The sequence below is a fragment of the Streptomyces sp. NPDC048442 genome, assembly GCF_040651475.1.
GTDB lineage: Bacteria > Actinomycetota > Actinomycetes > Streptomycetales > Streptomycetaceae > Streptomyces.
This window is the reverse complement of the sequence record NZ_JBEZKB010000005.1, coordinates 281060-303457: the sequence shown is the minus strand read 5'-3', so window position 1 is coordinate 303457 and position 22398 is coordinate 281060. Positions and strand designations below refer to the sequence as shown.

The following is a 22398-nucleotide window of genomic DNA, read 5'->3' as shown; positions in this document are numbered from 1 at the left end:
GCGCTCAGTTCTCCAGCTGCGCCCACCACCAGTCCAGCGCGGGCACCTCCGGGACCCGTACGCCGTCGCCCACGGCGGCCGGGCGGTCGGTGACGGTGATCCCGTACGACGCCCCGTCGACCGGCAGCGGATACCGGTTGCGGGGGCTGGCGTAACGGGGAGCCTTGCTCATCCAGCGGATGCAGCCGGACACGTAGTGGCTCAACGCGTCCAGGAGGAGCGGGAGTTCGGGGTCGGTGGCACGGGCGGCGAGCCTCTCGCGCAGCGTCACGAAGTACGTCATGGCCCGGTCCCGCAGCGCGACGGCGGCAGGCAGTGCGTCCGCCGCCGAGCAGCCCTCCTGGTGGGCGAGGACGTTGACCAGGTTCTGCGCGGGCGGGTCCAGGTGGTCGTCCATGGCGTACGAGAAGAGGTCGTTGTCGCAGCCGACGATGAACCCGGCGGCGTCGGTCAGCGCCTGTACCGCGGGCGAGAAATGGAGGTCGGGCGGCAGCCGTATCCCGTTGGCCGCCTCGCTGAAGGCGAGCGAGAAGCGGGTGCCGTTCACCGAGACCCGTACGGCCACGAAGTCGTTGAGCGACGGCATGCGGCCGCGCTCGGTGTTCGCGGTCTGCCAGGCCACCCCGGACAGCCAGTCGCGGGTCCCGGCACACAGCCGCCACAGCTGGGCGGGGGTGAACCGTGCACGGGTGCGGGCCACCAGGTCGTCCAGCGCGGCGGAGAGCGCACCCGGGGGCAGCATCGCGGAGCCGGGCGCCTCCAGTGCGCGGAGCACCCGCTGGCCGTGGTCGACGACGACCGCGGTGCGTCCGACGGCGGTGCCGGAGTCCTGCCAGTCGTCCACGGCCCAGGCCCAGTAGTTCCACTCCATGAAGAGCAGGAGCGTTTCCTCGTCGCCGTACGGAATGGCCCGTCCGACGAAGTCGGGGTTGTGGATGGCCCGCGCCCAGGCCCGTTCGGTGGCGTCCGGGTAGAGGCCGTACCGGTCGGCCCAGGCCAGCGCGCGTTCGCCCAGGGCCTCGGCGGCGGGGTGCACTCCGGCGTCCTCGACCGGGCAGTAGAAGGCCGGCAGCCGGTCCCCCAGCGCGGAACTCGGGGCGCGGAACCCGCCCGCCGTCCCGCTCACCGTCCCGCTCGCCGCCCCGCCCGGCGCTCGGCTCACCGTCTCGCTCGCCGCCCCGTTCACCGCCTCCCTCACCGTCTCGCTCATCCGAGCTTCCCGTCGCCCAGCCGGAAGATCAACAGCCGTGTCTCCAGGGCGTGGTCGCGCCACACCCGGAAGAACTTGCCGTGCGTGAGCGCCGACTCGACCAGCCGTTTGCGGGCGATCGGCGAACTGCGCCCCTGGTCCAGGCCGTCCAGCTCCGCGGTCGTCCAGGCCATCGACTGCACCCAGAACTCCGCCACCCGGTCGGTGATGTCCTCGTCGGCCTCCAGCTCGAACCCGGCCGCGCGGGCCGCCGAGATGTACTCGGTCAGACAGCCGAGCCGGGTCTTGTAGTAGCCGTCGATGAAGTCGGTCCACTCGGGCCGGCACAGGAAGTGCTCCTGGATGCCGAACCAGCCACCGGGGCGTAACGCTCGGGCCACCACGGAGAACAGCCGCTCCCGGTCCATGTAACCGGAGCTCTCGATCGCGACCGCCGCGTCGTAGACCCCCTCCTCCTCCCAGGCGTGCACATCGCCGTGGACCGCGGTCACTTGCTGCTGTGCGCCTGCTTGGCGCACGAAGTCGTTTATCACCGGTATGTGTTCGCCGGTCACCGTCAGGGCGGTGACCCGCGCACCGTGCTCCTGCGCCCAGTACAGCGAGCCGCCGCCCAGCCCGCACCCGACGTCGAGCATGGTCAGCGGCGGCGCTCCCGCGACGCCCCACAACGTGGCCGCGTGCGCCAGGACGGCCTCCTGCGAGTCGCGGATGCGCTGCTTGAGGACGCGCTGGGCGACCGTGGTCTGGGGGTGTTCCCCGCTGCCGAACATGCCTATGTGGAAGTGCGCGCGGGGGCCGGGGCCGTATTTGTGCAGGATGTCGGTCGTTTTGCGGGAGTAGTAGAGCGGCACCTGTTCCGCGTCGAAGCCGGAGGGAGCCGCGAGTTCCGTAGTGGTGGTCGTCATAGGGAGGTCCCTCTCAAGGTCCGTGAGCAACACCGGTACGCGGGATCGCGCGGACCCTCACGTACGAGGAGAAGAGCAAGGTGCGCAGGGGCGCGGGCAGGTCGCATCCTGCCGGGGCTCGGCCGCCGGGCAGGGGGGAGACAACCGTCACCGGGCCTGCGGCGGGGGGCTGTGAGCCGAAGCCATCGTCATCATCGGACACTGCCTCTCGGCCGGCGCACAGCCCTAGGAGGTACGCCACACCCTGCGGCACCCATCCGATACCCATCTGAAGGGGGCGCGAACCGGCCACCGTGCGCCCCCTGTGCGCTGATTGCTCCAGCCTGCGAAAACTCCGCAGCGAGCCACATGCCCCTGGCATTTTCCCTGCTCGCACGCACAAACGGAACCGGGCTCCACCCTCTGAGGAGAAAACCCGGTGTCCGGAAACAGCGGTACAACGAGCCGCCCGCACACTTCCCCGACCCCCCCCCAGCCCTCTCGGGCAGCGGGGCCACCCCGCCCCTCCACCCTCCGACCCCCAGCCCCCTTGGGCAGCGGGGCCACCCCTCACCCTCCACCCTCCGTCCCCTAGCCTCCTTGGGCAGCGGGGCCGCCCCCCGGGGGCGGGACGGGTGGGCAAGGGGGCGGCCCCCACGCAGAGCACGCCCCCTCCGCGACCGCACCCGCTACGCCCCCGCACCCCCGCACCCCCGTGCGGCCCGGTGGGCCGCTTAGCGGATTCGGCCCCTCCCCACCCCTCCACCTAAACCGCTCGCCGCGGGGCCGGTGGGGGCGGGCGTCCCGGGCTGCGCCCGGTGCACGGCTGCGCCGCGCGTCCTCAAACGCCGGACGGGCTGAAGTGGCTGGACCGGGCTGAAGATGCCTGCCCGACCAGGCTGAAGGTGCCGAGCCCCAAGCTCCCGCCCCTCAGCCCCCCGCCCTCGACCGTGCCTTGAATGCCGCCTTTTTGGCCTCCTTGGCCACCTTCTTCTCCGGGTGCAGCCGTCCCATCGCCTCCAACACCCCCGCCGTAGCCGGGTGTTCGACCCGCCATGCCGAGTCGAGGAACCCCGTGTGCTGCCCCACCAGACCCACCACCAGTTCCTGCAGCTCCGGCGTCTCCCCCGCCGCGTCCAGCTGTGCGGCGATCGTGTCGACGGCCAGCCAGAACACCATCTCCTCCGGCGGCGCCGGCACCTCGGCCGCGCCCCGTTCGGCGAGCCACACCCGGGCCAGGCCGCCCAGTTCGGGGTCGTCCAGGACGGCTCGCACCGACGGCTCAGCCGTGTCGCCCACCAGCGAAAGCCCCTGCTGGCAGCGGAGCCGGCGCAGCGGTGCGCCCGGGTCCGTGCCCCGGGCTGCCGCGAGCAACTCCCTTGCGGCGTCGGCCGGTTCGTGGCGGGCGAGCCACTGTTCGGTTTCCGCGCGGCCCGCCAGTTCGGGGAAGTACGCGATGCCGTCGAGCAGGACGTCCGCTCCCTTGTCCGCGAGGTCGCCGACCGCAGGGGCGTCGACACCGGCCTCCAGCATCCTGGTCCGTACGCCGTACAGCCCGAGCGGGGTCAGCCGCACCATCCCGTACCGGGAGACGTCCCCCTCGTCCCACTCCTCGGCGCCCGCACCGGCCGCCGGCTCCTCCACCATCAGCGCCTCGTCCACCGGCGTGTACTCCACCAGACCGACCGGCTCCAGCACCCTGAACTGGTCGTCGAGCCGCATCATCGCGTCCGACACCTGCTCCAGTACGTCGTCCGTCGGCTCGCCCATGTCGTCGGGGACGATCATCGAAGCGGCCAGTGCGGGCAGCGGCACCATGCCGTCGCCGGGGCCGCCTTCGGCGACGCTCAGCAGGTACAGATTGCCGAGTACGCCCTCCAGGAAGTCCGCCTCCTGCTGCGAGTCCCAGTCCAGCGCCCCGAAGTCGAGCTCGCCGTCGTCGCCGAGGAGCGCGCCGAGATCGTCGAGCACGGGCGCGGTCGCGTCCGCGAAAGCCGCCTCGAACGCCTCCAGCCACAGCCCGAGCACCTCCTGCGGGCTGCCCCCGGAGAGCACCCCGAGCGCCTCGCCTGGTGCGGCCGTGCCGTGGGCACCCTCTGCCTCGGGGTCTTCCGGGTCACTCACGTCGACCAGCCCGGTGTCGACCGCGATGCGCCACGCCTCGCTCGCGTACGCCGCCGCATCCTCCGCGTCCGCCGCGTCCCCGACCCCGTCCGCCGGGACCAGGCCCAACACCGCTGCCGCGAGCGGCAGTTGCTCCTCGACGAGCTCGCCGCCCGCGCCGACCCGGGTGGTCGGCGAGGCCCAGCGGGCGAGCTTGACGGCCCGAGCGAACAGCGGCGCGGCCAGCGCGTCCCGCGCCAGCTCCGTGTCCGAGTGCAGCCGCACCGGCGGCAGGGTGGGACGGTCTTCGGACATCTGGGGGTTCTCCTCGGGGCACATTCTGGGGGCACATCGGTTGAGCGGACCCCAGCGTAGACGCATTTGCACCGATCCCATGGGGTTCACGTACTCGTCAGGTTTCATGCACCGGCCGCTCACCCGCCGAACCTTGACAACACCTGCACGCACACCGGAGATTGACGCGCGTAGAACTCATTCGTCTACGTGCAGACCTCACCTCCGGAGTCCTTTGATGACGTCCCGCCGTTCCGTCCCGAGAACCACCGCGGTCGCCACCCTCCTCACCACCGCCCTCGCGGCCGGCCTCCTCGCCGGCGCCGCGTCGGCCACCGCAGCCGACGCCGCCGCGGACGGCCCGGTCCGCATCCACGACGTCCAGGGCACCACCCGCGTCTCCCCGCTCGCGGGCAAGCAGGTCGCGGACGTGGAGGGCATCGTCACCGGTGTCCGTACGTACGGCTCGAAGGGCTTCTGGTTCCAGGACGCGCAGGGCGACGGCAACCCGGCCACCAGCGAGGGCGTTTTCGTCTTCACCGGCTCGAACCCGACCGTCGCGCCCGGTGACGCCGTCAAGGTCTCCGGCACGGTCACCGAGTACGTCCCCGGCGGCCTGAACTCCGGCAACCAGTCCCTCACCCAGCTCTCCAAGCCGACGGTGACGGTCCTCTCCTCCGGCAACGCGATACCCGCCCCGGTCGTCGTCTCGGCCCGCACGGTGCCCTCCCGTTACGCCCCGGCGGGCGACCCGGCCGCCGCCGGCAGCATCAACGGCCTCGTCCTGGACCCCCGCCGCTACGCCCTCGACTACTACGAGTCCCTGGAGGGCACCAACGTCCGCGTCGGCACCTCCCGGGTGGTCGGCGCGACCGACGCGCACGCCGAGCTGTGGGTGACGGTCAAGCCGCACGAGAACGACAACCGGCGCGGCGGCACGGTCTACGGCAGCTACGGCTCCCAGAACACCGGCCGCATCCAGATCCAGCAGCTGGCCCCGCTCGCCCAGCAGCCGTTCCCGAAGGCGAACGTCGGCGACGTGCTGACCGGCGGCGCCGAGGGCCCGCTCGACTTCAACCAGTTCGGCGGTTACACGCTGACCGCCCGCACCCTCGGCAAGGTCACCGACCGCGGCCTCAAGCGCGAGCAGACCCGCAAGCAGGGCCGCGGCGAGCTGGCGGTCGCCACGTACAACGTCGAGAACCTCGACCCGACCGACCCGCAGGAGAAGTTCGACGCCCTCGCCAAGGCGGTCGTCGACAACCTGGCCTCGCCCGACATCCTCGCCCTGGAGGAGATCCAGGACGACAACGGCGCGAAGAACGACGGCACGGTCTCCGCAGGGGCGACGGTGAAGAAGTTCACGGACGCGATCGCTGCGGCGGGCGGCCCGGCGTACTCCTGGACGACGATCGACCCGGAGAACAACAAGGACGGCGGCGAGCCCGGCGGCAACATCCGCCAGGTCTTCCTCTACAACCCGGCCCGCGTCTCCTTCACCCACCGCGCGGGCGGCGACGCGACGACCGCCACCGGTGTCGTACGCGACAAGGGCCACGCGGCCCTCACCCTCTCCCCCGGCCGGATCGATCCCGCCAACACGGCCTGGGAGAACAGCCGCAAGCCCCTCGCGGCCGAGTTCCGCTTCCGCGGCGAGCCGGTCGTCCTCATCGCCAACCACTTCGGTTCGAAGGGCGGCGACGAGGCCCTGACCTCGCACCACCAGCCGCCGGTCCGCTCGTCCGAAGCCCGCCGTCTCCAGCAGGCGCAGACGGTCAACGCCTTCGTGAAGGACGTCCTGAAGGCGGACCGGCGGGCGAACGTCCTGGTCCTCGGCGACATCAACGACTTCGAGTTCTCGGCGACGACGAAGGCCCTGACGGCGGACGGCGCGCTGAACGCGGGCGTCAAGTCCCTTCCCCGCGCGGAGCGTTACTCGTACGTCTTCCAGGGCAACACCCAGGTCCTGGACCAGATCCTGACCAGCCCGTCGATCCGCGACTTCGCGTACGACAGCGTGCACATCAACGCGGAGTTCGCGGACCAGAACAGCGACCACGACCCGCAGGTGCTGCGCTTCCGCCCGTAGGCGGGGTGCGGCGGGGTGGCCTTGGGAGCTTCATGCGCCCGGCGCCGCCCCGTCACCGGGGCCGGGTCAGCGCCCAGGGGGTGACGTCGAAGGCGTCGACCATCCTTACGTCCTCGGCCAGCGGGAAGCTGCGCACATCGTGACCGGGTCCGGCCGCGATCTCCAGCGCCTGGGCCTTCTCCACCCCGTCGTAGGGCATCCAGTCGAGCCGGGAGTACGCGACACCGCCGGGCGGCAGCATCACCACGGCGTCCTCCTTCTTGCCCTCCTCCCGGACGTTCACCTCGATGTCGAGGGCCGTGCCGTCGGAGGCGTACGCCTTGACCGAGGGGCGGCCGGAGAGCTTGTAGGGCGTCTTGCCGCAGTTGGTGAGGGTGAGGGTCGCCAGCCGGTGCATCAGGGCGGCCTGGACCGGCCCCATGTCCACCCGCACGCCCGCGGGGCAGTCCTGCGGCGCGGGCGGACTGTATGTGGCACCGCCGCCCGGCGCGGGCGCGGGGCGGTCGGGGGCGAGCCGCGCCGACGTCGGGGAAGGCGTCGGGGAAGGCGCCGCACTGCTCTGCGCCGCTCGCGGCTCTCCCTCACCCGCCGGAACCAGGAAGCCGTCGCAGCCGGTCAGGGTCAGCGCCCCGAACAGCACGGCCGCAGCCCCCTTCGTACTCGTACGTACACCCACGCCGCTGTTCCCCTCACCCCGCGCGGACCGTTCCCGCGCCTCCCCTGCCGGGGATCATGCCAGACCACCCGCCACCCTTTACCTCTGCTTCCCTTTCGAGCGGAGAAGTTCTAAGTGGACCTGCACGGTCCGTGCGCCCGAGACTGCGCACATGACCTCTGCCGCCGCTCCGTTCGGCCGCGCCCTCTGCGCGATGATCACGCCCTTCTCGCCCACCGGCGACTCCCTCGACCTGTCCGGCGCCCAGAAGCTCGCCGACCACCTGGTCTCCTCCGGCTGCGACGGCCTCGTGCTGAACGGCACCACCGGCGAGTCCCCGACCACCACCGACGCCGAGAAGTCCGCGCTCGTACGGGAGGTGCGCGAGGCGGTCGGCCCCGGTGTTCCGGTCCTCGCCGGTGTCGGCAGCGCGCACACCGCGCACACCGTGGAGCTGGCCAGGGCCGCCGAACTCGCGGGCGCCGACGGCCTGTTGGTGGTGTCCCCGTACTACAGCAGGCCGCCGCAGGCCGCGATCGAGGCGCACTTCTACCGAGTCGCGGACGCGGTCGGCATTCCCGTCATGCTGTACGACATCCCGGGCCGCACCGGGGTCCGCATCGAGCCCGACACCATGCTGCGGCTCTCGGAGCACCCCCGTATCACCGCGGTCAAGGACTGTGCGTACGACCTGCTCGGCAGCGCCAAGGTGATCGCCCGCAGCGATCTCGCGTACTACTCGGGCAGCGAGGAGACGAACCTGCCGCTGCGTGCGGTCGGCGCCACCGGCTTCGTCAGTACGGTCGCGAACGCCGCCCCGCAGGCCATGCGGGCCGCCCTCGACGCGTTCGACCGGGGCGACGTGGCGGCGGCGACCGCCCACCACCAGCGCACCCTGACCCTCGTCGAGCTGATGATGGCGGCCGGTCTGCCCGGCACGGTCACCGCGAAGGCGCTGCTCGGTGCGCTCGGCCTGCCCGCTGGGCCGGTCCGGGAACCGCTGCAGCCCGCCGCCACCGAGGTGGTCGACGGGCTGCTGGCGGCGTACGGAGAGCTGGTGCGTCAGGACTGACCGGGGGCTTCGCTGCCTTCGGTGCCTTTACGGAGAGCCACCGGCACGGCCCCGCGACTCCCTAGTTGTGGCTGTGCAGCACGTCGTTGAGGCCGCCCCACACCGCGTTGTTCGGGCGGGCCTCGACGGCGCCGGACACCGAGTTGCGGCGGAAGAGGATGTTCGAGGCGCCGGACAGCTCGCGGGCCTTCACGATCTGCCCGTCGGGCATCGTGACGCGCGTACCGGCGGTGACGTAGAGACCCGCCTCGACGACGCACTCGTCGCCGAGCGCGATGCCGACGCCGGCCTCCGCGCCGACCAGGCAGCGCTCGCCGATGACGATGCGGACGTTGCCGCCGCCGGACAGGGTGCCCATGGTCGAGGCCCCGCCGCCGATGTCCGAGCCGTCACCGACGACGACACCGGCCGAGATGCGGCCCTCCACCATGGAGGTGCCGAGCGTGCCGGCGTTGAAGTTGACGAAGCCCTCGTGCATGACGGTCGTACCGGCGGCCAGGTGTGCGCCGAGGCGGACCCGGTCGGCGTCGGCAATGCGGACGCCCTTGGGCGCGACGTAGTCCGTCATGCGCGGGAACTTGTCGACCGAGGTCACCTGGAGGTGCAGGCCCTCGGCGCGTGCGTTGAGCCGCACCTCTTCGACCGAGTCCACGGCGACCGGGCCGAGCGAGGTCCAGGCGACGTTGGCGAGGAGCCCGAAGAGGCCGTCCAGGTTCTGGCCGTGCGGCTGGACGAGACGGTGCGAGAGCAGGTGCAGACGCAGGTACGCGTCGTGGGCGTCGAGCGGCTTGTCGTCGAGCGAGGCGATGACCGTACGGACGGCGACGACCTCGACGCCGCGGCGGGCGTCGGGGCCGAGCGCCTTGGGGGCACTGGCCCCGAGGAGTCCGGCGGCGCGCTCGGCGGAGAGGCGCTCGGTGCCGGCGGGACCCGCTGCATCGATTTCTTCCGGGGCGAGAAGCTCGGGGGCGGGGAACCAGGTGTCGAGGACGGTGCCGTCGGCGGCGAGGGTGGCAAGTCCGGCGGCGACGGCGCCGGTGGTGCGAGAAGCAGTCGTATCGGTCATGACAGGAAACCTAACCGGCGGCGGCCCACCCGGGCGAACCGGTCTCGTCCTGCGGGCGCCCGAACCGTACGAACGGCCCTGCCGCGCGAACCGTACGAACAGCCCTGCCGCTCGCGAACCGTACGCACGGCTTCGGCACCGAGAACCGCACGCACCTCCCGCAGCCAAGATCGCCGCCCCGCCGGGAACGCCGCCCCGCCAAGATCGCCGCCCCGCCGAGACCGCTGCCCCGCCGGGATCAGTGCGCCCCGCCGAGATTGAGCAGCACCACTCCCCCGATGACCAGCACGATCCCCGCCAGCTTGACCGCGCTCGTCGACTCGCCGAGGAAGACCATCCCGATGACGGCGACGGCAGCCGTGCCGACCCCCGCCCAGATCGCGTAGGCGGTACCCACCGACATCGACTTCAGCGTCCGGGCCAGCAGCCCGAAGGCGACCAGGTAGCCGACGACGGTGGCGAGCGAGGGCCACAGCCTGCTGAAGCCGTCGCTGTACTTCATGGCCGTGGTCCCGGCCACCTCCGCCGCGATCGCCGCGGCCAGCAGAACGTAGGGCATGCCCACGAGCGTACGCACGCCCCCGCACGACCCCCGCACGCCGAGGCGGCGACGGATCCCTCACGCGTCCCGGCCGGGACCGAACTTCGCGGCCAGCCAGTTGCTGAGCGCCTCGACGCGCGGCCGGTAGCGGGTGTTCTGGAAGGACCGGATCAGCCACTCGCCGTCGCCGCCGCGCACCATCACGTACGTCTGCGCGGAGAGCGCACGTGCCGAGGGCTTCCGCTGCTTCCCCTTGAGGACGCCGCCGCGCGAGTGCACGAGGGCCGTGTCCGGTGCCACGAGCACCACGTCGTCGACGGCCGCCCACAGCCGCGACCCCTTCAACACGCCCTCGAACAGCCCTCGGTGGCCCTCCTCGATGCCGTGGCGTCCGCGCATCCGGCCGCCGAAGAAGGTGACGTAGTCGGCGTCCTCGGTGAAGGTCGCGCCGTATGCGGCGGTGTCTGCCCAGGCGAGCCGGTTCTTCTCGAAGTGCGCACGGACGGCGTTCTCGGCGGCGGTCACCGCGGCCTCCTGCTGAATGGTCATGGCTTCTCCCTCAGGCGTGGACTAGCATTGCTTGCACGTCTGCAATATATGCACGCATGCAAGTACTGGACAAGAGGCCGACCGGAGGAAACAGAGACCATGTCCGACTCACCGCACGACCCGCACGACCCGCGCGACCCGCGCGACACCCAAGACGCCCAAGACACCCACGACCGGGGCGCCGCCTACCGCGCCTACTTCACCGCCACGACCCTCAGCGGCCAGGCCGCCGCCGACGCCCTCGGCCAGAACCCCACCGACTTCCACGCCCTCAACGTCCTGGAACTGTCCGGCCCCCTCACCACCGGCGCACTCGCCACCCGCATCGGCCTCTCGCAGAGCGCGACGACCCGCCTCGTCGACCGCCTGGTCCGCAACGACTGGGCCCACCGCGTCCCCGACCCGGCCGACCGGCGCAGGGTCGTGGTCGAGGCGGTGCCGATGACCGCGCAGGAGCAGGAGGACGCCCTCGGCCCGGTGCGCCGCGGACTGGCCGAGGTCCTCGGCGCCTTCGACCCCGACGAACTCCGCGTCCTCCAGCGCTACTTCGCCCTGGCGGCCCCCGCCCTGCACAAGGCCGCCGCGGAGACCCGGGAGGCTACTCGGTCACGGTGAACGTCACCGCCCGTGCCTTCTTCCACTCCGGCTGCCGCAGGTCCTTGGCCGCCACCCCGGTCCCGTACCAGTCCGCGGACCCACAGTCGGCTATCAACTGCACGCGCGCGCCCGGCACTTGGAGATCGGGGACGTCCACGACGCACTCCCAGCCGCCCGGGTCGCCGGTCGGCAGGTCCATCAGCCGGGCCGCCCCGTGTCCCGCCGCACCGTCCCAGGCGTAGAGCGCGTACGGACCCGAGTTGTCGTCGGCGGCCCAGGAACCGGCGACGATCAGGTACTGGCCCAAGGAGTTCCGGCGCAGGTCGCGGATGCCAAGACCGTCCAGGTCGAGCAGCACCGGCTCCCCGAACTCGGCCCGCCCGCCGCCCTGTTCACCCTGCGCCGCCGTCTCCGCCATCAGCTCGTCCACGTTCATCACCGGTACGAGCAGCGCCTCGCCGCCCGTCTTCGCGGGCACCAGCGGCGCCCGGAACCCGATGTACGCCACGCTCGTACTGCCCGGCGCGAACTCGAAGCCCTCCGCATTGAATCCGTCGATCCGCTTCGGCCCCCGCCCCTCGGCGGCCCCGGCCGCGAACCCGAGCTCGCCGCCGCGCGACTCGTCCCAGGCGATCAGGTCGGAGCGCAGCCTGCGGTACGAGCCCGCCGGCACCAGCTCGACGGCCGCACCCGCACCCCGTACCACCGTACGGAAGAGCACCGACCGGTCCGGGCGGAGCTCCCCGTCCTTGCTGTTCGACATGGAGCCCAGCCAGTAGACGGCGTCGGTGTCCCCGGCGCGGGCCACGCCCTCGATGTCGATCTCCTTGCGCGCGCCGAGCCGCGCCCCGAAGTCCCAGGTGCGCAGCGGTCCGCCGGAGGCTCCCCGCGCGTACAGCCGCAGCGTGTTGGACTCGTCGTCGGCGAGTACGAGGTGGCCGCCGCCCACGTCGAGGGCGGCCGACGCGTCGCTCGCCCCGGTGAAGTAGCGGGTGTCGGCGGCGTGCTGGACGGGGCCCGAGGCGGCGTAGTGCAGGACGGTCGTGGCCGTGGCGCCGCCGAGCCCGGTGACGCGCAGCGTCAGGTCGCAGATGCCCCGCCCCCGCGCCTGTACGGACACCTCCCGCTCGGCCCCGCGCCCTCGCACGGTGACGTCGCCCGCGCCCGCGATCCGGGTGTCGGAGGAGGCCACCGCGACCACGGACAGGTCTGCGGGGTCCGCCCCCGCCTGCGAGAGAAGGACCTGGACGGTCGGGTCGGCGACGCCGCCGACGGCGCCGGAGAGATGACTTGCGGAGAGGGAGACGACCGGGGCAGCGGACTGAGGTGTCATGACAACGCCCTTCAGCGGTGCGGCTGTTGGGCCACAACCTAGGACGAACCGGCCATGAACGACACGGCTGCCGCAGTTCCCGTACCGAGAAGGCTCCGGGTCCCGGGCGAAGAGCCGCGGCAGAGCGCCCCCACAAACGCACCCTCCCCGGCCAACGGCCCGCGTCCGTCCACCATTCCGCAGATCGTACGAACCCCGATACGGTGGGCCGCCGTCCCCCTCCCCGTCCACGAACCCCACGGAGCACGCAGTGACGCACTACTCGGGCGGCCCCTACGGAAGCCCCCCGCCCGGCCCGCCGGGCCCCGGCTGGGGCGGCGGCTGGGCGCCGCCTCCGGAGGCACCGAAGCCCGGGGTGATACCGCTGCGCCCGCTCGGCGTCAGCGACATCCTGAACGGCACCTTCGCGGCGTTCGGCCGCCACTGGAAGCAGCTCGTCGGCATCGCCGCGCTGGCGTACGGTGCGGCGCTCCTGGTCACCTGCGGCGCCGTGGCCCTCGCGATCTCCCGGCTCACCGGCGAGTTCCGGGCGATCGAGAGCGCCCTGCGCGCGAGCGACGAAAGCCGCCTCCCCGACCCGCTCATCACCATCGGCTGGACCTTCGGCGCGGCGGCGGCCGTCGGCATGCTCTCTCTGCTGCTCGCCACGGCGCTGACCCAGGCGGCCTCCCCCGCCGCCCTCCAGGAGGCGGTGCTCGGCCGGCCGACCACCTTCGGCGCGGTGTGGAGCCGCGCCGTCCGCAGGCTCCCTGCGGTGCTCGGTGCGCTGCTGCTGCCCTGGCTGGCCGGGCTCCTGGTGATGGGGCTGCTGATGACCGGTTACGTGGCCCTGATGATCGCGCTGGTGGAACAGGGCGGCGGCGAAGCGGCCGGCGTGCTGGCCGCGGTCGGCATCGGGGGCGGTCTGCTGCTCGTCCCGGTCACGATCTGGCTGTGGGTGCTGTTCTCCCTGGCCCCGACCGTCGCCGTCTTCGAGTCGGCGGGCCCGGTGCAGGCGCTGCGCCGCTCGGCCCGGCTGGTGAAGGGCTCGTGGTGGCGGATCCTCGGCATCACGCTGCTGGTGATGGCCATGGCGATGGTGGCGAGCTCGCTCATCCAGATCCCGTTCAGCTTCCTCGGGATGTTCTCGATGGTCCCCAGCATCGGCTACACCGGCAGCAACGAGGCCGCAGCCCTCCAGGCGCTGACGTCCGCGGGCACGTACCTGCTGATCACCATGCTGGGCAGCTTCGTCTCGCAGATCGTGGTGGCCTTCTTCCCCCAGCTCACCACGGGCCTGCTGTACGTGGACCAGCGCATCCGCCGCGAGAACCTGGCCGAGGCACTGGCCGAGGCCTCGCACATACCGCCGCAGCGGCAGTACTGAGAATCAGCGGCAGCAGCGAGAAACGGCTGTGCCCCCGGGCGCCTGGAAAGGCACCGGGGGCACAGCCGTAGTACGTACGTCACGCAGAACTCAGACGTCGACGCGGATACTCAGACGTCGACGCGCACTCAGACGTCGACGCGCACTCAGACGTCGACGCGGAACTCAGACGTTGAAGCCGAGCGCGCGAAGCTGCTCGCGGCCGTCGTCCGTGATCTTGTCCGGGCCCCACGGCGGCATCCAGACCCAGTTGATCTTGAGCTCGTTGACGATGCCCTCGGTGGCCGACTTGGCCTGGTCCTCGATGACGTCGGTCAGCGGGCAGGCCGCGGACGTGAGCGTCATGTCGATCGTCGCGATGTTCGCGTCGTCGACGTGCACGCCGTAGATGAGGCCCAGGTTGACGACGTCGATGCCCAGCTCGGGGTCGACCACGTCGTACAGGGCTTCGCGGACCTCTTCTTCGGAGGCCGGCTTGGTGGTCAGGGTCTCGTTGTCACTCATGCCGTCTCCTTCTTCGCGCTCTCGCCCAGTGCCTGGGCGGTCGCGTCCTTCCATGCCATCCAGCTCAGCAGGGCGCACTTCACCCGGGCCGGGAACTTCGACACCCCGGCGAACGCGACCGCGTCCTCCAGGATGTCCTCCATCGCCTCGTCCGGCTGCACGGCGCCCTTGGACTGCATCAGCTCCAGGAACGTCTCCTGGATCTTCCGCGCGTCAGCGAGGTCCTTGCCGACCAGGAGGTCGTTGAGCACGGAGGCGCTGGCCTGGCTGATGGAACAGCCCTGGCCCTCGTAACTCACGTCCTCGATGCGCTCGCCGTCGTACTTCACCCGCAGCGTGATCTCGTCGCCGCAGGTGGGATTGACATGGTGCACCTCGGCGTCGCCGTCGCGCAGGCCACGCCCGTGCGGGTGCTTGTAGTGGTCCAGGATGACTTCCTGGTACATCGAATCAAGCTTCACAGTGTTCCCCGCCCTACCCGAAGAAGTTCCGTACGTGCTCCAGGCCGTCGACCAGGGCATCGACCTCGCCGGGCGTGGAGTACAGATAGAACGACGCTCGCGTGGTCGCGGGAATTCCGTACCGCAGGCAGACCGGACGCGCGCAGTGGTGTCCGACCCGCACCGCGATGCCCTCCTCGTCGAGGACCTGGCCCACGTCGTGCGGGTGGATGTCGCCGAGCGTGAAGGAGATCGCCGCACCGCGGTCCTCGGCCGTCGCCGGACCGATGATCCGCAGGTCCGGCACTTCGAGCAGGCGCTTGACCGCGTACTCGGTGATCGCGTGCTCGTGGCGCGCGATGTTCTCCATGCCGATCGCCGAGAGGTAGTCCACGGCCGCGCCGAGGCCGACGGCCTGCGCGATCGGGGGCGTACCCGCCTCGAACTTGTGCGGCGCCGGAGCGTACGTCGAGGAGTGCATCGACACGGTCTCGATCATCTCGCCGCCGCCGAGGAACGGCGGCAGGTCTTCGAGAAGCTCCTGCCGTCCCCACAGCACGCCGATGCCCGTCGGGCCGACCATCTTGTGACCGGTGAAGGCCACGAAGTCGGCCTGCAGGGCCTGGACGTCGAGCACCATGTGCGGCGCGGCCTGCGAGGCGTCGATGCAGACCATCGCACCGACCTCCTGGGCGCGCCGGACGATCGTCTCGACCGGGTTGACGGTGCCCAGCAGGTTGGAGACCAGCGTGAAGGAGACGATCTTCGTCTTCTCGGTGATGATCTCGTCGATGTTGGACAGGTCGAGGCGGCCGTCGTCGGTGAGGCCGAACCACTTCAGCTTCGCGCCCGTGCGCTGCGAGAGCAGCTGCCACGGCACGATGTTGGAGTGGTGCTCCATCTCCGTGATGACGATCTCGGTGTCGCGGTCCACCCGGTAGGGCTCGTCGGCCCAGGTGAGCATGTTGGCCACGAGGTTGAGCGACTCGGAGGCGTTCTTGGTGAAGATCACCTCGTTGCGGCTCGGCGCGTTGATGAAGGCGGCGACCTTGTCGCGGGCGCCCTCGTACAGCGCCGTGGCCTCCTCGGCGACCGTGTACACACCGCGGTGCACGTTCGCGTTGTGCCGCTCGTAGTACTCGTTGAGCGCGTCGAGCACCTGGCGCGGCTTCTGCGAGGTCGCCGCGGAGTCCAGGTAAACGATCTTCTTGTCCCCGTGGACGATGCGGTCCAGCAGGGGGAAGTCCTTGCGGATCGCGTCCGTGTCGAGGAGGCCCGGCAGGTTTGTCACGCGGCTGCGCCACCCTTCGTGTACTTCTCGTAGCCCTCGGCCTCAAGCTGGTCGGCCAGCTCGGGGCCACCGGACTCGACGATCTTGCCCGCCGAGAAGACGTGCACGAAGTCCGGCTTGATGTAGCGCAGGATGCGCGTGTAGTGCGTGATCAGCAGCGTGCCGACCTCACCGGTCTCGCGGACGCGGTTGACGCCGTCGGAGACCTGGCGGAGCGCGTCGACGTCGAGGCCCGAGTCGGTCTCGTCGAGGATGGCGATCTTCGGCTTCATGAGCTCCATCTGGAGGATCTCGTGACGCTTCTTCTCGCCGCCGGAGAAGCCCTCGTTGACGTTGCGCTCGGCGAAGGTCGGGTCCATCTGGAGCTGCTCCATCGCGGACTTGACCTCCTTCACCCAGGTGCGCAGCTTGGGGGCCTCGCCGCGCAGGGCGGTGGCCGACGTACGCAGGAAGTTGGACACCGAGACGCCGGGGACCTCGACCGGGTACTGCATGGCCAGGAACATGCCGGCGCGGGCGCGCTCGTCGACGGACATCTCCAGGACGTCCTCGCCGTCGAGGGTGACGGTGCCGCTGGTGATCGTGTACTTGGGGTGACCCGCGATCGAGTACGCGAGGGTGGACTTGCCGGAGCCGTTGGGGCCCATGATGGCGTGGGTCTCGCCCTGCTTCACGGTCAGGTCGACGCCCTTGAGGATCTCCTTCGTGCCGTTCTCGACATCGACGGAGACGTGCAGGTCGCGGATTTCAAGCGTTGCCATGGGGTACTCAGGACTCCTGGGTGACGGAGACGAGCACATCGTCCCCTTCGATCTTTACGGGGTAAACGGGGACGGGGCGCGTCGCGGGAAGACCGGACGGCTTGCCGGTGCGGAGGTCGAAGCTGGAACCGTGCAACCAGCATTCAATGGCACAGTCCTCCACCTCGCCCTCCGACAGCGAGACGTTCGCGTGCGAGCAGATGTCGTTGATCGCGAAGACTTCGCCCTCGGTGTGGACGAGCGACACCGGCGTGCCGTCGACCTCCACCCGCTTCGGGGTGTCGGCCTCCAGCTCGCTGAGTGCGGCCACCTTCACGAACGCCATCAGACGGACGCCTCCAGCTCCGCATCGATCTTCGCGATCAGACGCTCTTCGACGTCGTCGACGCCGATGTGCTGGACCAGCTCGGCGAAGAAGCCGCGCACGACCAGGCGGCGGGCCTCGTCGGCGGGGATGCCGCGCGCCTGGAGGTAGAAGAGCTGCTCGTCGTCGAAGCGGCCGGTCGCCGAGGCGTGGCCCGCTCCGGCGATCTCGCCGGTCTCGATCTCCAGGTTGGGGACCGAGTCGACGCGCGCGCCGTCGGTCAGCACCAGGTTGCGGTTCATCTCGTACGAGTCGGTGCCCTCGGCGGCGGCCTGGATGAGCACGTCGCCGATCCACACCGCGTGCGCGTCCTGGCCCTGCAGCGCACCCTTGTACGCCACGTTGGACTTGCAGTGCGGGGTGTTGTGGTCGACCAGGAGGCGGTGCTCCTGGTGCTGGCCCGCGTCCGTGAAGTACAGGCCGAACAGCTCGGCCTCGCCGCCGGTCCCGGCGTACGCGACGCGCGGGTGCAGGCGGACCAGGTCGCCTCCGAAGGTGACGACGACGGACTTGAAGGAGGCGTCGCGGCCGACGAGCGCGTTGTGCTGCGCCACGTGGACGGCCTTGTCGTCCCAGTCCTGTACGGACACGACGGTCAGCTTCGCGCCGTCGCCGAGCAGGTAGTCGACGTTGGCGGCGAGGACGCCGTCACCGGTGTGGTCGATGACCACGACGGCCTCGGCGAACGCGCCGAGCTCGATGACCTGGTGGCCGTAGGCGGTGCCGCCCTCGCCGTGCACCGCGATGCGGATCGGCTCGGTGAGCTGCGTGTCCTTGGGCACCGAGACGACCGAGGCCTTCTCGAAGGAGCTGTACGCCTGGGCGGCCACCCGGTCCACCGGGGTGCCGGCCCTGCCGAGGCGGGCGTCGCCGCGGTCGACCGTCTCGACGGTGACGCCCTCGGGGGCGTCGACCCGGACGGTCAGCACGCCGCCGGCTTCGGCGGTGCCGTCGTGCAGACCGCGGAGGCGGGCGAGCGGGGTGAACCGCCACTCCTCCTCGCGGCCGTGCGGCACCGGGAAGTCCGCCACGTCGAAGGACGGCGGCGCGCTCATGCGCGTGGCGACGGTGGACTCCGCGGCCACCGCGATGGAACCGGCGGTGGTGGAACCCACCGGGATGTTCTGAGCCTCAGCCATGGCTGTCGTAGCGCTCTCTCTCTGGATCAAGAAATCTGGGCGTGCGGAAGGAGGGGGACGGTCAGCCGACCGAACCCTCCATCTGCAGCTCGATCAGCCGGTTGAGCTCCAGGGCGTACTCCATCGGGAGCTCCTTGGCGATCGGCTCGACGAAGCCGCGCACGATCATCGCCATCGCCTCGAACTCGGTCATGCCGCGGCTCATCAGGTAGAAGAGCTGGTCCTCGGAGACCTTGGAGACGGTCGCCTCGTGACCCATCGACACGTCGTCCTCACGGACGTCCACGTACGGGTACGTGTCCGAGCGGGAGATCGTGTCGACCAGCAGCGCGTCGCAGAGCACGTTGGACTTCGAGCCGTGCGCGCCCTCGCCGATCTCGACCAGACCGCGGTACGACGTACGCCCGCCGCCTCGTGCCACCGACTTGGAGATGATGTTCGACGAGGTGTTCGGCGCCATGTGGACCATCTTGGATCCGGCGTCCTGGTGCTGGCCCTCACCCGCGAAGGCGATGGACAGCGTCTCGCCCTTGGCGTGCTCGCCCATCAGGTAGACGGCCGGGTACTTCATCGTGACCTTGGAGCCGATGTTGCCGTCGACCCACTCCATGGTCGCGCCCTCGTACGCCACGGCGCGCTTGGTGACCAGGTTGTAGACGTTGTTCGACCAGTTCTGGATCGTCGTGTAGCGGCAGCGGCCGCCCTTCTTCACGATGATCTCGACGACGGCGCTGTGCAGCGAGTCCGAGGAGTAGATCGGAGCGGTGCAGCCCTCGACGTAGTGGACGTAGGCGTCCTCGTCGACGATGATCAGCGTCCGCTCGAACTGGCCCATGTTCTCCGTGTTGATACGGAAGTAGGCCTGGAGCGGGATCTCGACGTGCACGCCCTTCGGCACGTAGATGAACGAGCCGCCGGACCACACGGCCGAGTTCAGCGACGCGAACTTGTTGTCGCCGACCGGGATGACCGTGCCGAAGTACTCCTGGAAGAGCTCCGGGTGCTCCTTCAGCGCGGTGTCGGTGTCCATGAAGATGACACCCTGCGCCTCCAGCTCCTCGTTGATCTGGTGGTAGACGACCTCGGACTCGTACTGGGCCGCGACGCCCGCGACGAGGCGCTGCTTCTCCGCCTCGGGGATGCCGAGCTTGTCGTACGTGTTCTTGATGTCGGCGGGCAGGTCCTCCCAGGACTGTGCCTGCTTCTCCGTGGAGCGCACGAAGTACTTGATGTTGTCGAAGTCGATCCCCGACAGGTCCGAGCCCCAGTTCGGCATGGGCTTCTTGCCGAACAGCTTCAGACCCTTGAGACGCAGCTTCAGCATCCACTCGGGCTCGTTCTTCTTCTCCGAGATGTCGCGGACGACAGCCTCGGACAGGCCTCGCTTGGCCGCGGCGCCTGCCGCGTCGGAGTCGGCCCAGCCGAATTCGTACGTACCCAGGCCCTCGAGTTCGGGGTGGGCAGTCTCCTCGATAGGGAGAGTCATGCGGGGTTCCTCCCGGCCGTGCTTGCTGATGCTGAATGACTGGTCTTGGGGATGTACGTCGTGCAGACCCCGTCGCCGTGGGCGATGGTGGCCAGCCGCTGGACGTGTGTCCCGAGCAGTGCGGAGAAGACCTCGGTCTCCGCCTCGCAGAGCTGTGGGAACTGTTCGGCGACGTGGGCGACAGGGCAGTGGTGCTGGCACAGCTGCTCTCCGACCGGTGCGCTACGCGCCGTAGCAGCGTACCCGTCGACGCTCAAAGCCCTTGCCAGAGCCTCGGTGCGCTGCTCGGGGGGCGCCGCGTCGACGGCCGCGCGGTACGCCTCGGCCTGCGCGGCGATCCGGGCGCGGGCGAATGCGGTGACGGCCGCCTCGCCCTGCTTGCCGCCGCCGGCCGCCCGGGAGATCCAGGTGAGGGCGTCGGCCGCGAGCTGGTCGTAGGACTGGTCGAAGGCGTCCCGGCCGCAGTCGGTGAGCGAGAAGACCTTGGCGGGCCGGCCCCGCGTACGAGCGCCGTAGACGCGCTGCTCCTTGGCCTCGACCACATCGTCCGCGGCGAGCGCGTCGAGGTGGCGGCGCACGGCGGCCTGCGTGAGGCCGAGGCGCTTCGCCAGATCGGCGACCGTGGACGGGCCGTGGTCCAGGATGGAGCGCGCGACACGGTTGCGGGTGGACCGCTCGCCGGTCGCGACATCCTCCTGCGGGACCTCGCCGTCGTATTTCACAACGCCATTGTTGCGTAATTCCTCTGACCCTGACAACCCTGATCTTGAGCGGGGCCGGTGGACTGCATCACTTAGGCAAACCTAAGTTGACCTGCGGAAATGATCACCGCCCGCTCCCTCGTGCCCCCTGCGCGCACCCGCGCCACCAGCACCCCCCTCCCCTGCCTAGACTCGCTCCCATGTCACATGAGCCCGTCGTCCAGGTCACCGGCCTGGTCAAGCGGTACGGATCCAAGACCGCGGTCGACGGCCTCGATCTCACGGTCGCCACCGGCACCGTCACCGCCGTCCTCGGCCCCAACGGCGCCGGCAAGACCACCACCGTCGAAACCTGCGAGGGCTACCGCAAGCCCGACGCGGGCACCGTGCGTGTCCTGGGTCTCGACCCGGTCGCCGACGCGGCGAAGCTGCGCCCCCGGATCGGGGTGATGCTCCAGTCCGGCGGCGTCTACTCCGGTGCCCGTGCCGACGAGATGCTCCGCCACATGGCGAAACTGCACGCACACCCGCTGGACGTGGACGCCCTCATCGACCGTCTGGGGCTCGCCGGCTGCGGCCGTACGACCTACCGGCGGCTGTCCGGCGGCCAGCAGCAGCGGCTCGCGCTCGCGATGGCCGTGGTCGGCCGCCCGGAGCTGGTCTTCCTGGACGAGCCGACCGCCGGGCTCGACCCGCACGCCCGCCGCTCCACCTGGGACCTCGTACGCGAACTGCGTTCCTCCGGCGTGAGCGTCATCCTCACCACCCACTTCATGGACGAGGCCGAGCAGCTCGCCGACGATGTCGCCATCGTGGACGCGGGCCGGGTCATCGCCCAGGGTTCCCCCGCGGACCTGTGCCGCGGCGGCGCCGAGAACACCCTGCGATTCACCGGCCGCCCCGGCCTCGACGTGGCGTCCCTCCTCAAGGCGCTCCCGGTGGACGCCCTCGCGCAGGAGCTGATCCCGGGGACGTACCGCATCAGCGGGAAGATCGACCCGCAGCTGCTGGCCACCGTCACCTCCTGGTGCGCCCAGCACGGGGTGATGCCGGACGGCATCTCGGTCGAGCGCCGCACCCTCGAAGACGTCTTCCTCGAACTGACCGGTAAGGACCTGCGTCCATGAGCACCGCCCCTTACACCCCGATGCCGGGAGCGGCCCCGCTCGGCCGGATGATCGCGGCGCAGACCGCGCTCGAAACGAAGATGCTGCTGCGCAACGGCGAGCAGCTGCTGCTGACGGTGATCATCCCGGCGCTGCTGCTGGTGCTGTTCTCGGCCGTGGACATCATTACGGTGCCCGTTTCACCGAGCGGTACCGGGAAGTCCGTCGACTTCCTCGCCCCCGGTGTACTCGCCCTCGCCGTCATGTCGACCGCCTTCACCGGGCAGGCCATCGCGACCGGGTTCGAGCGGCGCTACGGCGTCCTCAAGAGGCTCGCCGCGTCGCCGCTGCCGCGCTGGGCGCTGATGACCGCGAAGACGCTGTCGGTGCTGGTCACCGAGGTACTCCAGGTGATCCTCCTGACCGCGATCGCGTTCGGGCTCGGCTGGTCGCCGCAGGGCGGCCCCGTCTCCGTACTCCTGCTCCTGGTTCTCGGTACGGCGGCGTTCTCCGGGCTCGGGCTGCTGATGGCGGGCACCCTCAAGGCGGAGGCGACTCTCGCGGCCGCCAACCTGGTGTTCCTGCTGCTGCTGGTCGGCGGCGGAGTCATCGTGCCGCTGGAGAAGTTCCCGGACGCGGTGCGCGACGTACTGGGCCTGCTGCCGATCTCGGCGCTCTCCGACGGGCTGCGCGACGTGCTCCAGCACGGGGCTTCGATGCCGTGGGGCAACCTCGGGATCCTCGCGGTGTGGGCGGTACTCGGGCTCGGCGCGGCGGCGAAGTTCTTCCGCTGGGAGTAGCCCCCGGTCGGATCTGGGAGTGACGTCACAGCCCTCCCCTGCCCCCC

The 22398-nt window shown here is 70.7% G+C and carries 22 protein-coding genes; 6 read left to right on the top strand and 16 right to left on the bottom strand.

Features of this window, described 5'->3' with window-relative positions; translation table 11 throughout:
• Positions 1-4 precede the first annotated feature (4 nt).
• The 3 genes from AB0D18_RS10870 to AB0D18_RS10860 form a co-directional block, all read right to left on the bottom strand.
• Positions 5-1210 carry a terpene synthase family protein gene (locus tag AB0D18_RS10870; protein ID WP_362415200.1) on the bottom strand — a complete coding sequence of 402 codons (1206 nt, stop codon included), beginning with the start codon at positions 1208-1210 and terminating at the stop codon, positions 5-7.
• Positions 1207-2115 (bottom strand): methyltransferase domain-containing protein, encoded by a 909-nt coding sequence (locus tag AB0D18_RS10865; protein WP_362415198.1) that lies wholly within the window; start codon positions 2113-2115, stop codon positions 1207-1209. The genes AB0D18_RS10870 and AB0D18_RS10865 overlap by 4 nt, the downstream gene beginning before the upstream one ends.
• Before the next feature lie 909 nt (positions 2116-3024).
• Positions 3025-4512, bottom strand: coding sequence for a hypothetical protein (locus AB0D18_RS10860; protein ID WP_362415196.1), 1488 nt, complete (start codon positions 4510-4512; stop codon positions 3025-3027).
• Between the two features lie 217 nt (positions 4513-4729).
• Here AB0D18_RS10860 and AB0D18_RS10855 point away from each other — a divergent pair, with 217 nt between their 5' ends.
• The gene (locus AB0D18_RS10855) at positions 4730-6580 is read left to right on the top strand and encodes an endonuclease/exonuclease/phosphatase family protein (protein WP_362415194.1); all 1851 of its coding nucleotides are present in this window, start codon (positions 4730-4732) and stop codon (positions 6578-6580) included.
• A gap of 52 nt (positions 6581-6632) precedes the next feature.
• On the opposite strand, the gene AB0D18_RS10850 is transcribed toward AB0D18_RS10855, so the two are convergent.
• Positions 6633-7256, bottom strand: coding sequence for a DUF4232 domain-containing protein (locus AB0D18_RS10850; protein ID WP_362415192.1), 624 nt, complete (start codon positions 7254-7256; stop codon positions 6633-6635).
• Between the two features lie 151 nt (positions 7257-7407).
• Here AB0D18_RS10850 and dapA point away from each other — a divergent pair, with 151 nt between their 5' ends.
• Entirely contained in the window at positions 7408-8307 is a 900-nt protein-coding gene (dapA, locus tag AB0D18_RS10845) for a 4-hydroxy-tetrahydrodipicolinate synthase (RefSeq protein WP_362415190.1), read from the top strand.
• Positions 8308-8368: 61 nt separating this feature from the next.
• On the opposite strand, the gene dapD is transcribed toward dapA, so the two are convergent.
• From dapD to AB0D18_RS10830, 3 genes are all read right to left on the bottom strand, one after another.
• On the bottom strand, positions 8369-9373 hold the full coding sequence (gene dapD / locus AB0D18_RS10840) for a 2,3,4,5-tetrahydropyridine-2,6-dicarboxylate N-succinyltransferase (protein ID WP_362415188.1): 1005 nt from the start codon (positions 9371-9373) through the stop codon (positions 8369-8371).
• 238 nt (positions 9374-9611) lie between these two features.
• Positions 9612-9932, bottom strand: coding sequence for a multidrug efflux SMR transporter (locus AB0D18_RS10835; protein WP_362415186.1), 321 nt, complete (start codon positions 9930-9932; stop codon positions 9612-9614).
• Positions 9933-9992: 60 nt separating this feature from the next.
• The gene (locus AB0D18_RS10830; RefSeq protein WP_362415184.1) at positions 9993-10463 is read right to left on the bottom strand and encodes an SgcJ/EcaC family oxidoreductase; all 471 of its coding nucleotides are present in this window, start codon (positions 10461-10463) and stop codon (positions 9993-9995) included.
• Between the two features lie 99 nt (positions 10464-10562).
• Here AB0D18_RS10830 and AB0D18_RS10825 point away from each other — a divergent pair, with 99 nt between their 5' ends.
• Positions 10563-11078 carry a MarR family transcriptional regulator gene (locus AB0D18_RS10825; RefSeq protein WP_362415182.1) on the top strand — a complete coding sequence of 172 codons (516 nt, stop codon included), beginning with the start codon at positions 10563-10565 and terminating at the stop codon, positions 11076-11078.
• Here AB0D18_RS10825 and AB0D18_RS10820 read toward each other — a convergent pair.
• Positions 11062-12393, bottom strand: coding sequence for a DUF3616 domain-containing protein (locus AB0D18_RS10820; protein ID WP_362415180.1), 1332 nt, complete (start codon positions 12391-12393; stop codon positions 11062-11064). The genes AB0D18_RS10825 and AB0D18_RS10820 overlap by 17 nt on opposite strands.
• A gap of 250 nt (positions 12394-12643) precedes the next feature.
• Here AB0D18_RS10820 and AB0D18_RS10815 point away from each other — a divergent pair, with 250 nt between their 5' ends.
• Positions 12644-13759, top strand: a complete 1116-nt coding sequence (locus AB0D18_RS10815) for a hypothetical protein (RefSeq protein WP_362415178.1) — start codon at positions 12644-12646, stop codon at positions 13757-13759.
• A gap of 165 nt (positions 13760-13924) precedes the next feature.
• On the opposite strand, the gene AB0D18_RS10810 is transcribed toward AB0D18_RS10815, so the two are convergent.
• The 8 genes from AB0D18_RS10810 to AB0D18_RS10775 all read right to left on the bottom strand — a co-directional run bounded on the left by AB0D18_RS10810 (position 13925) and on the right by AB0D18_RS10775 (position 20466).
• Positions 13925-14263 (bottom strand): metal-sulfur cluster assembly factor, encoded by a 339-nt coding sequence (locus tag AB0D18_RS10810; RefSeq protein WP_362415176.1) that lies wholly within the window; start codon positions 14261-14263, stop codon positions 13925-13927.
• The gene (sufU, locus tag AB0D18_RS10805; RefSeq protein WP_362415174.1) at positions 14260-14724 is read right to left on the bottom strand and encodes a Fe-S cluster assembly sulfur transfer protein SufU; all 465 of its coding nucleotides are present in this window, start codon (positions 14722-14724) and stop codon (positions 14260-14262) included. The genes AB0D18_RS10810 and sufU overlap by 4 nt, the downstream gene beginning before the upstream one ends.
• 13 nt (positions 14725-14737) lie before the next feature.
• Positions 14738-15994, bottom strand: coding sequence for a cysteine desulfurase (locus tag AB0D18_RS10800; protein WP_362415172.1), 1257 nt, complete (start codon positions 15992-15994; stop codon positions 14738-14740).
• The gene (sufC, locus tag AB0D18_RS10795) at positions 15991-16755 is read right to left on the bottom strand and encodes a Fe-S cluster assembly ATPase SufC (protein WP_362415170.1); all 765 of its coding nucleotides are present in this window, start codon (positions 16753-16755) and stop codon (positions 15991-15993) included. The genes AB0D18_RS10800 and sufC overlap by 4 nt, the downstream gene beginning before the upstream one ends.
• A 7-nt stretch (positions 16756-16762) precedes the next feature.
• Positions 16763-17080, bottom strand: a complete 318-nt coding sequence (locus tag AB0D18_RS10790; protein ID WP_266655245.1) for a non-heme iron oxygenase ferredoxin subunit — start codon at positions 17078-17080, stop codon at positions 16763-16765.
• On the bottom strand, positions 17080-18258 hold the full coding sequence (gene sufD, locus AB0D18_RS10785) for a Fe-S cluster assembly protein SufD (protein WP_362415168.1): 1179 nt from the start codon (positions 18256-18258) through the stop codon (positions 17080-17082). Before sufD ends, AB0D18_RS10790 begins: the two co-directional genes overlap by 1 nt.
• A 61-nt stretch (positions 18259-18319) precedes the next feature.
• Positions 18320-19744, bottom strand: a complete 1425-nt coding sequence (gene sufB / locus AB0D18_RS10780; protein WP_362415166.1) for a Fe-S cluster assembly protein SufB — start codon at positions 19742-19744, stop codon at positions 18320-18322.
• A complete protein-coding gene (locus AB0D18_RS10775) occupies positions 19741-20466 on the bottom strand; it encodes a metalloregulator ArsR/SmtB family transcription factor (protein ID WP_362415164.1) in 726 nt (241 codons plus the stop codon). The genes sufB and AB0D18_RS10775 overlap by 4 nt, the downstream gene beginning before the upstream one ends.
• Before the next feature lie 179 nt (positions 20467-20645).
• Here AB0D18_RS10775 and AB0D18_RS10770 point away from each other — a divergent pair, with 179 nt between their 5' ends.
• Together AB0D18_RS10770 and AB0D18_RS10765 are read left to right on the top strand one after the other, a co-directional pair.
• The gene (locus tag AB0D18_RS10770; protein WP_362415162.1) at positions 20646-21572 is read left to right on the top strand and encodes an ABC transporter ATP-binding protein; all 927 of its coding nucleotides are present in this window, start codon (positions 20646-20648) and stop codon (positions 21570-21572) included.
• Entirely contained in the window at positions 21569-22351 is a 783-nt protein-coding gene (locus tag AB0D18_RS10765; RefSeq protein WP_362415160.1) for an ABC transporter permease, read from the top strand. The genes AB0D18_RS10770 and AB0D18_RS10765 overlap by 4 nt, the downstream gene beginning before the upstream one ends.
• The last annotated feature ends 47 nt before the right edge of the window (positions 22352-22398 follow it).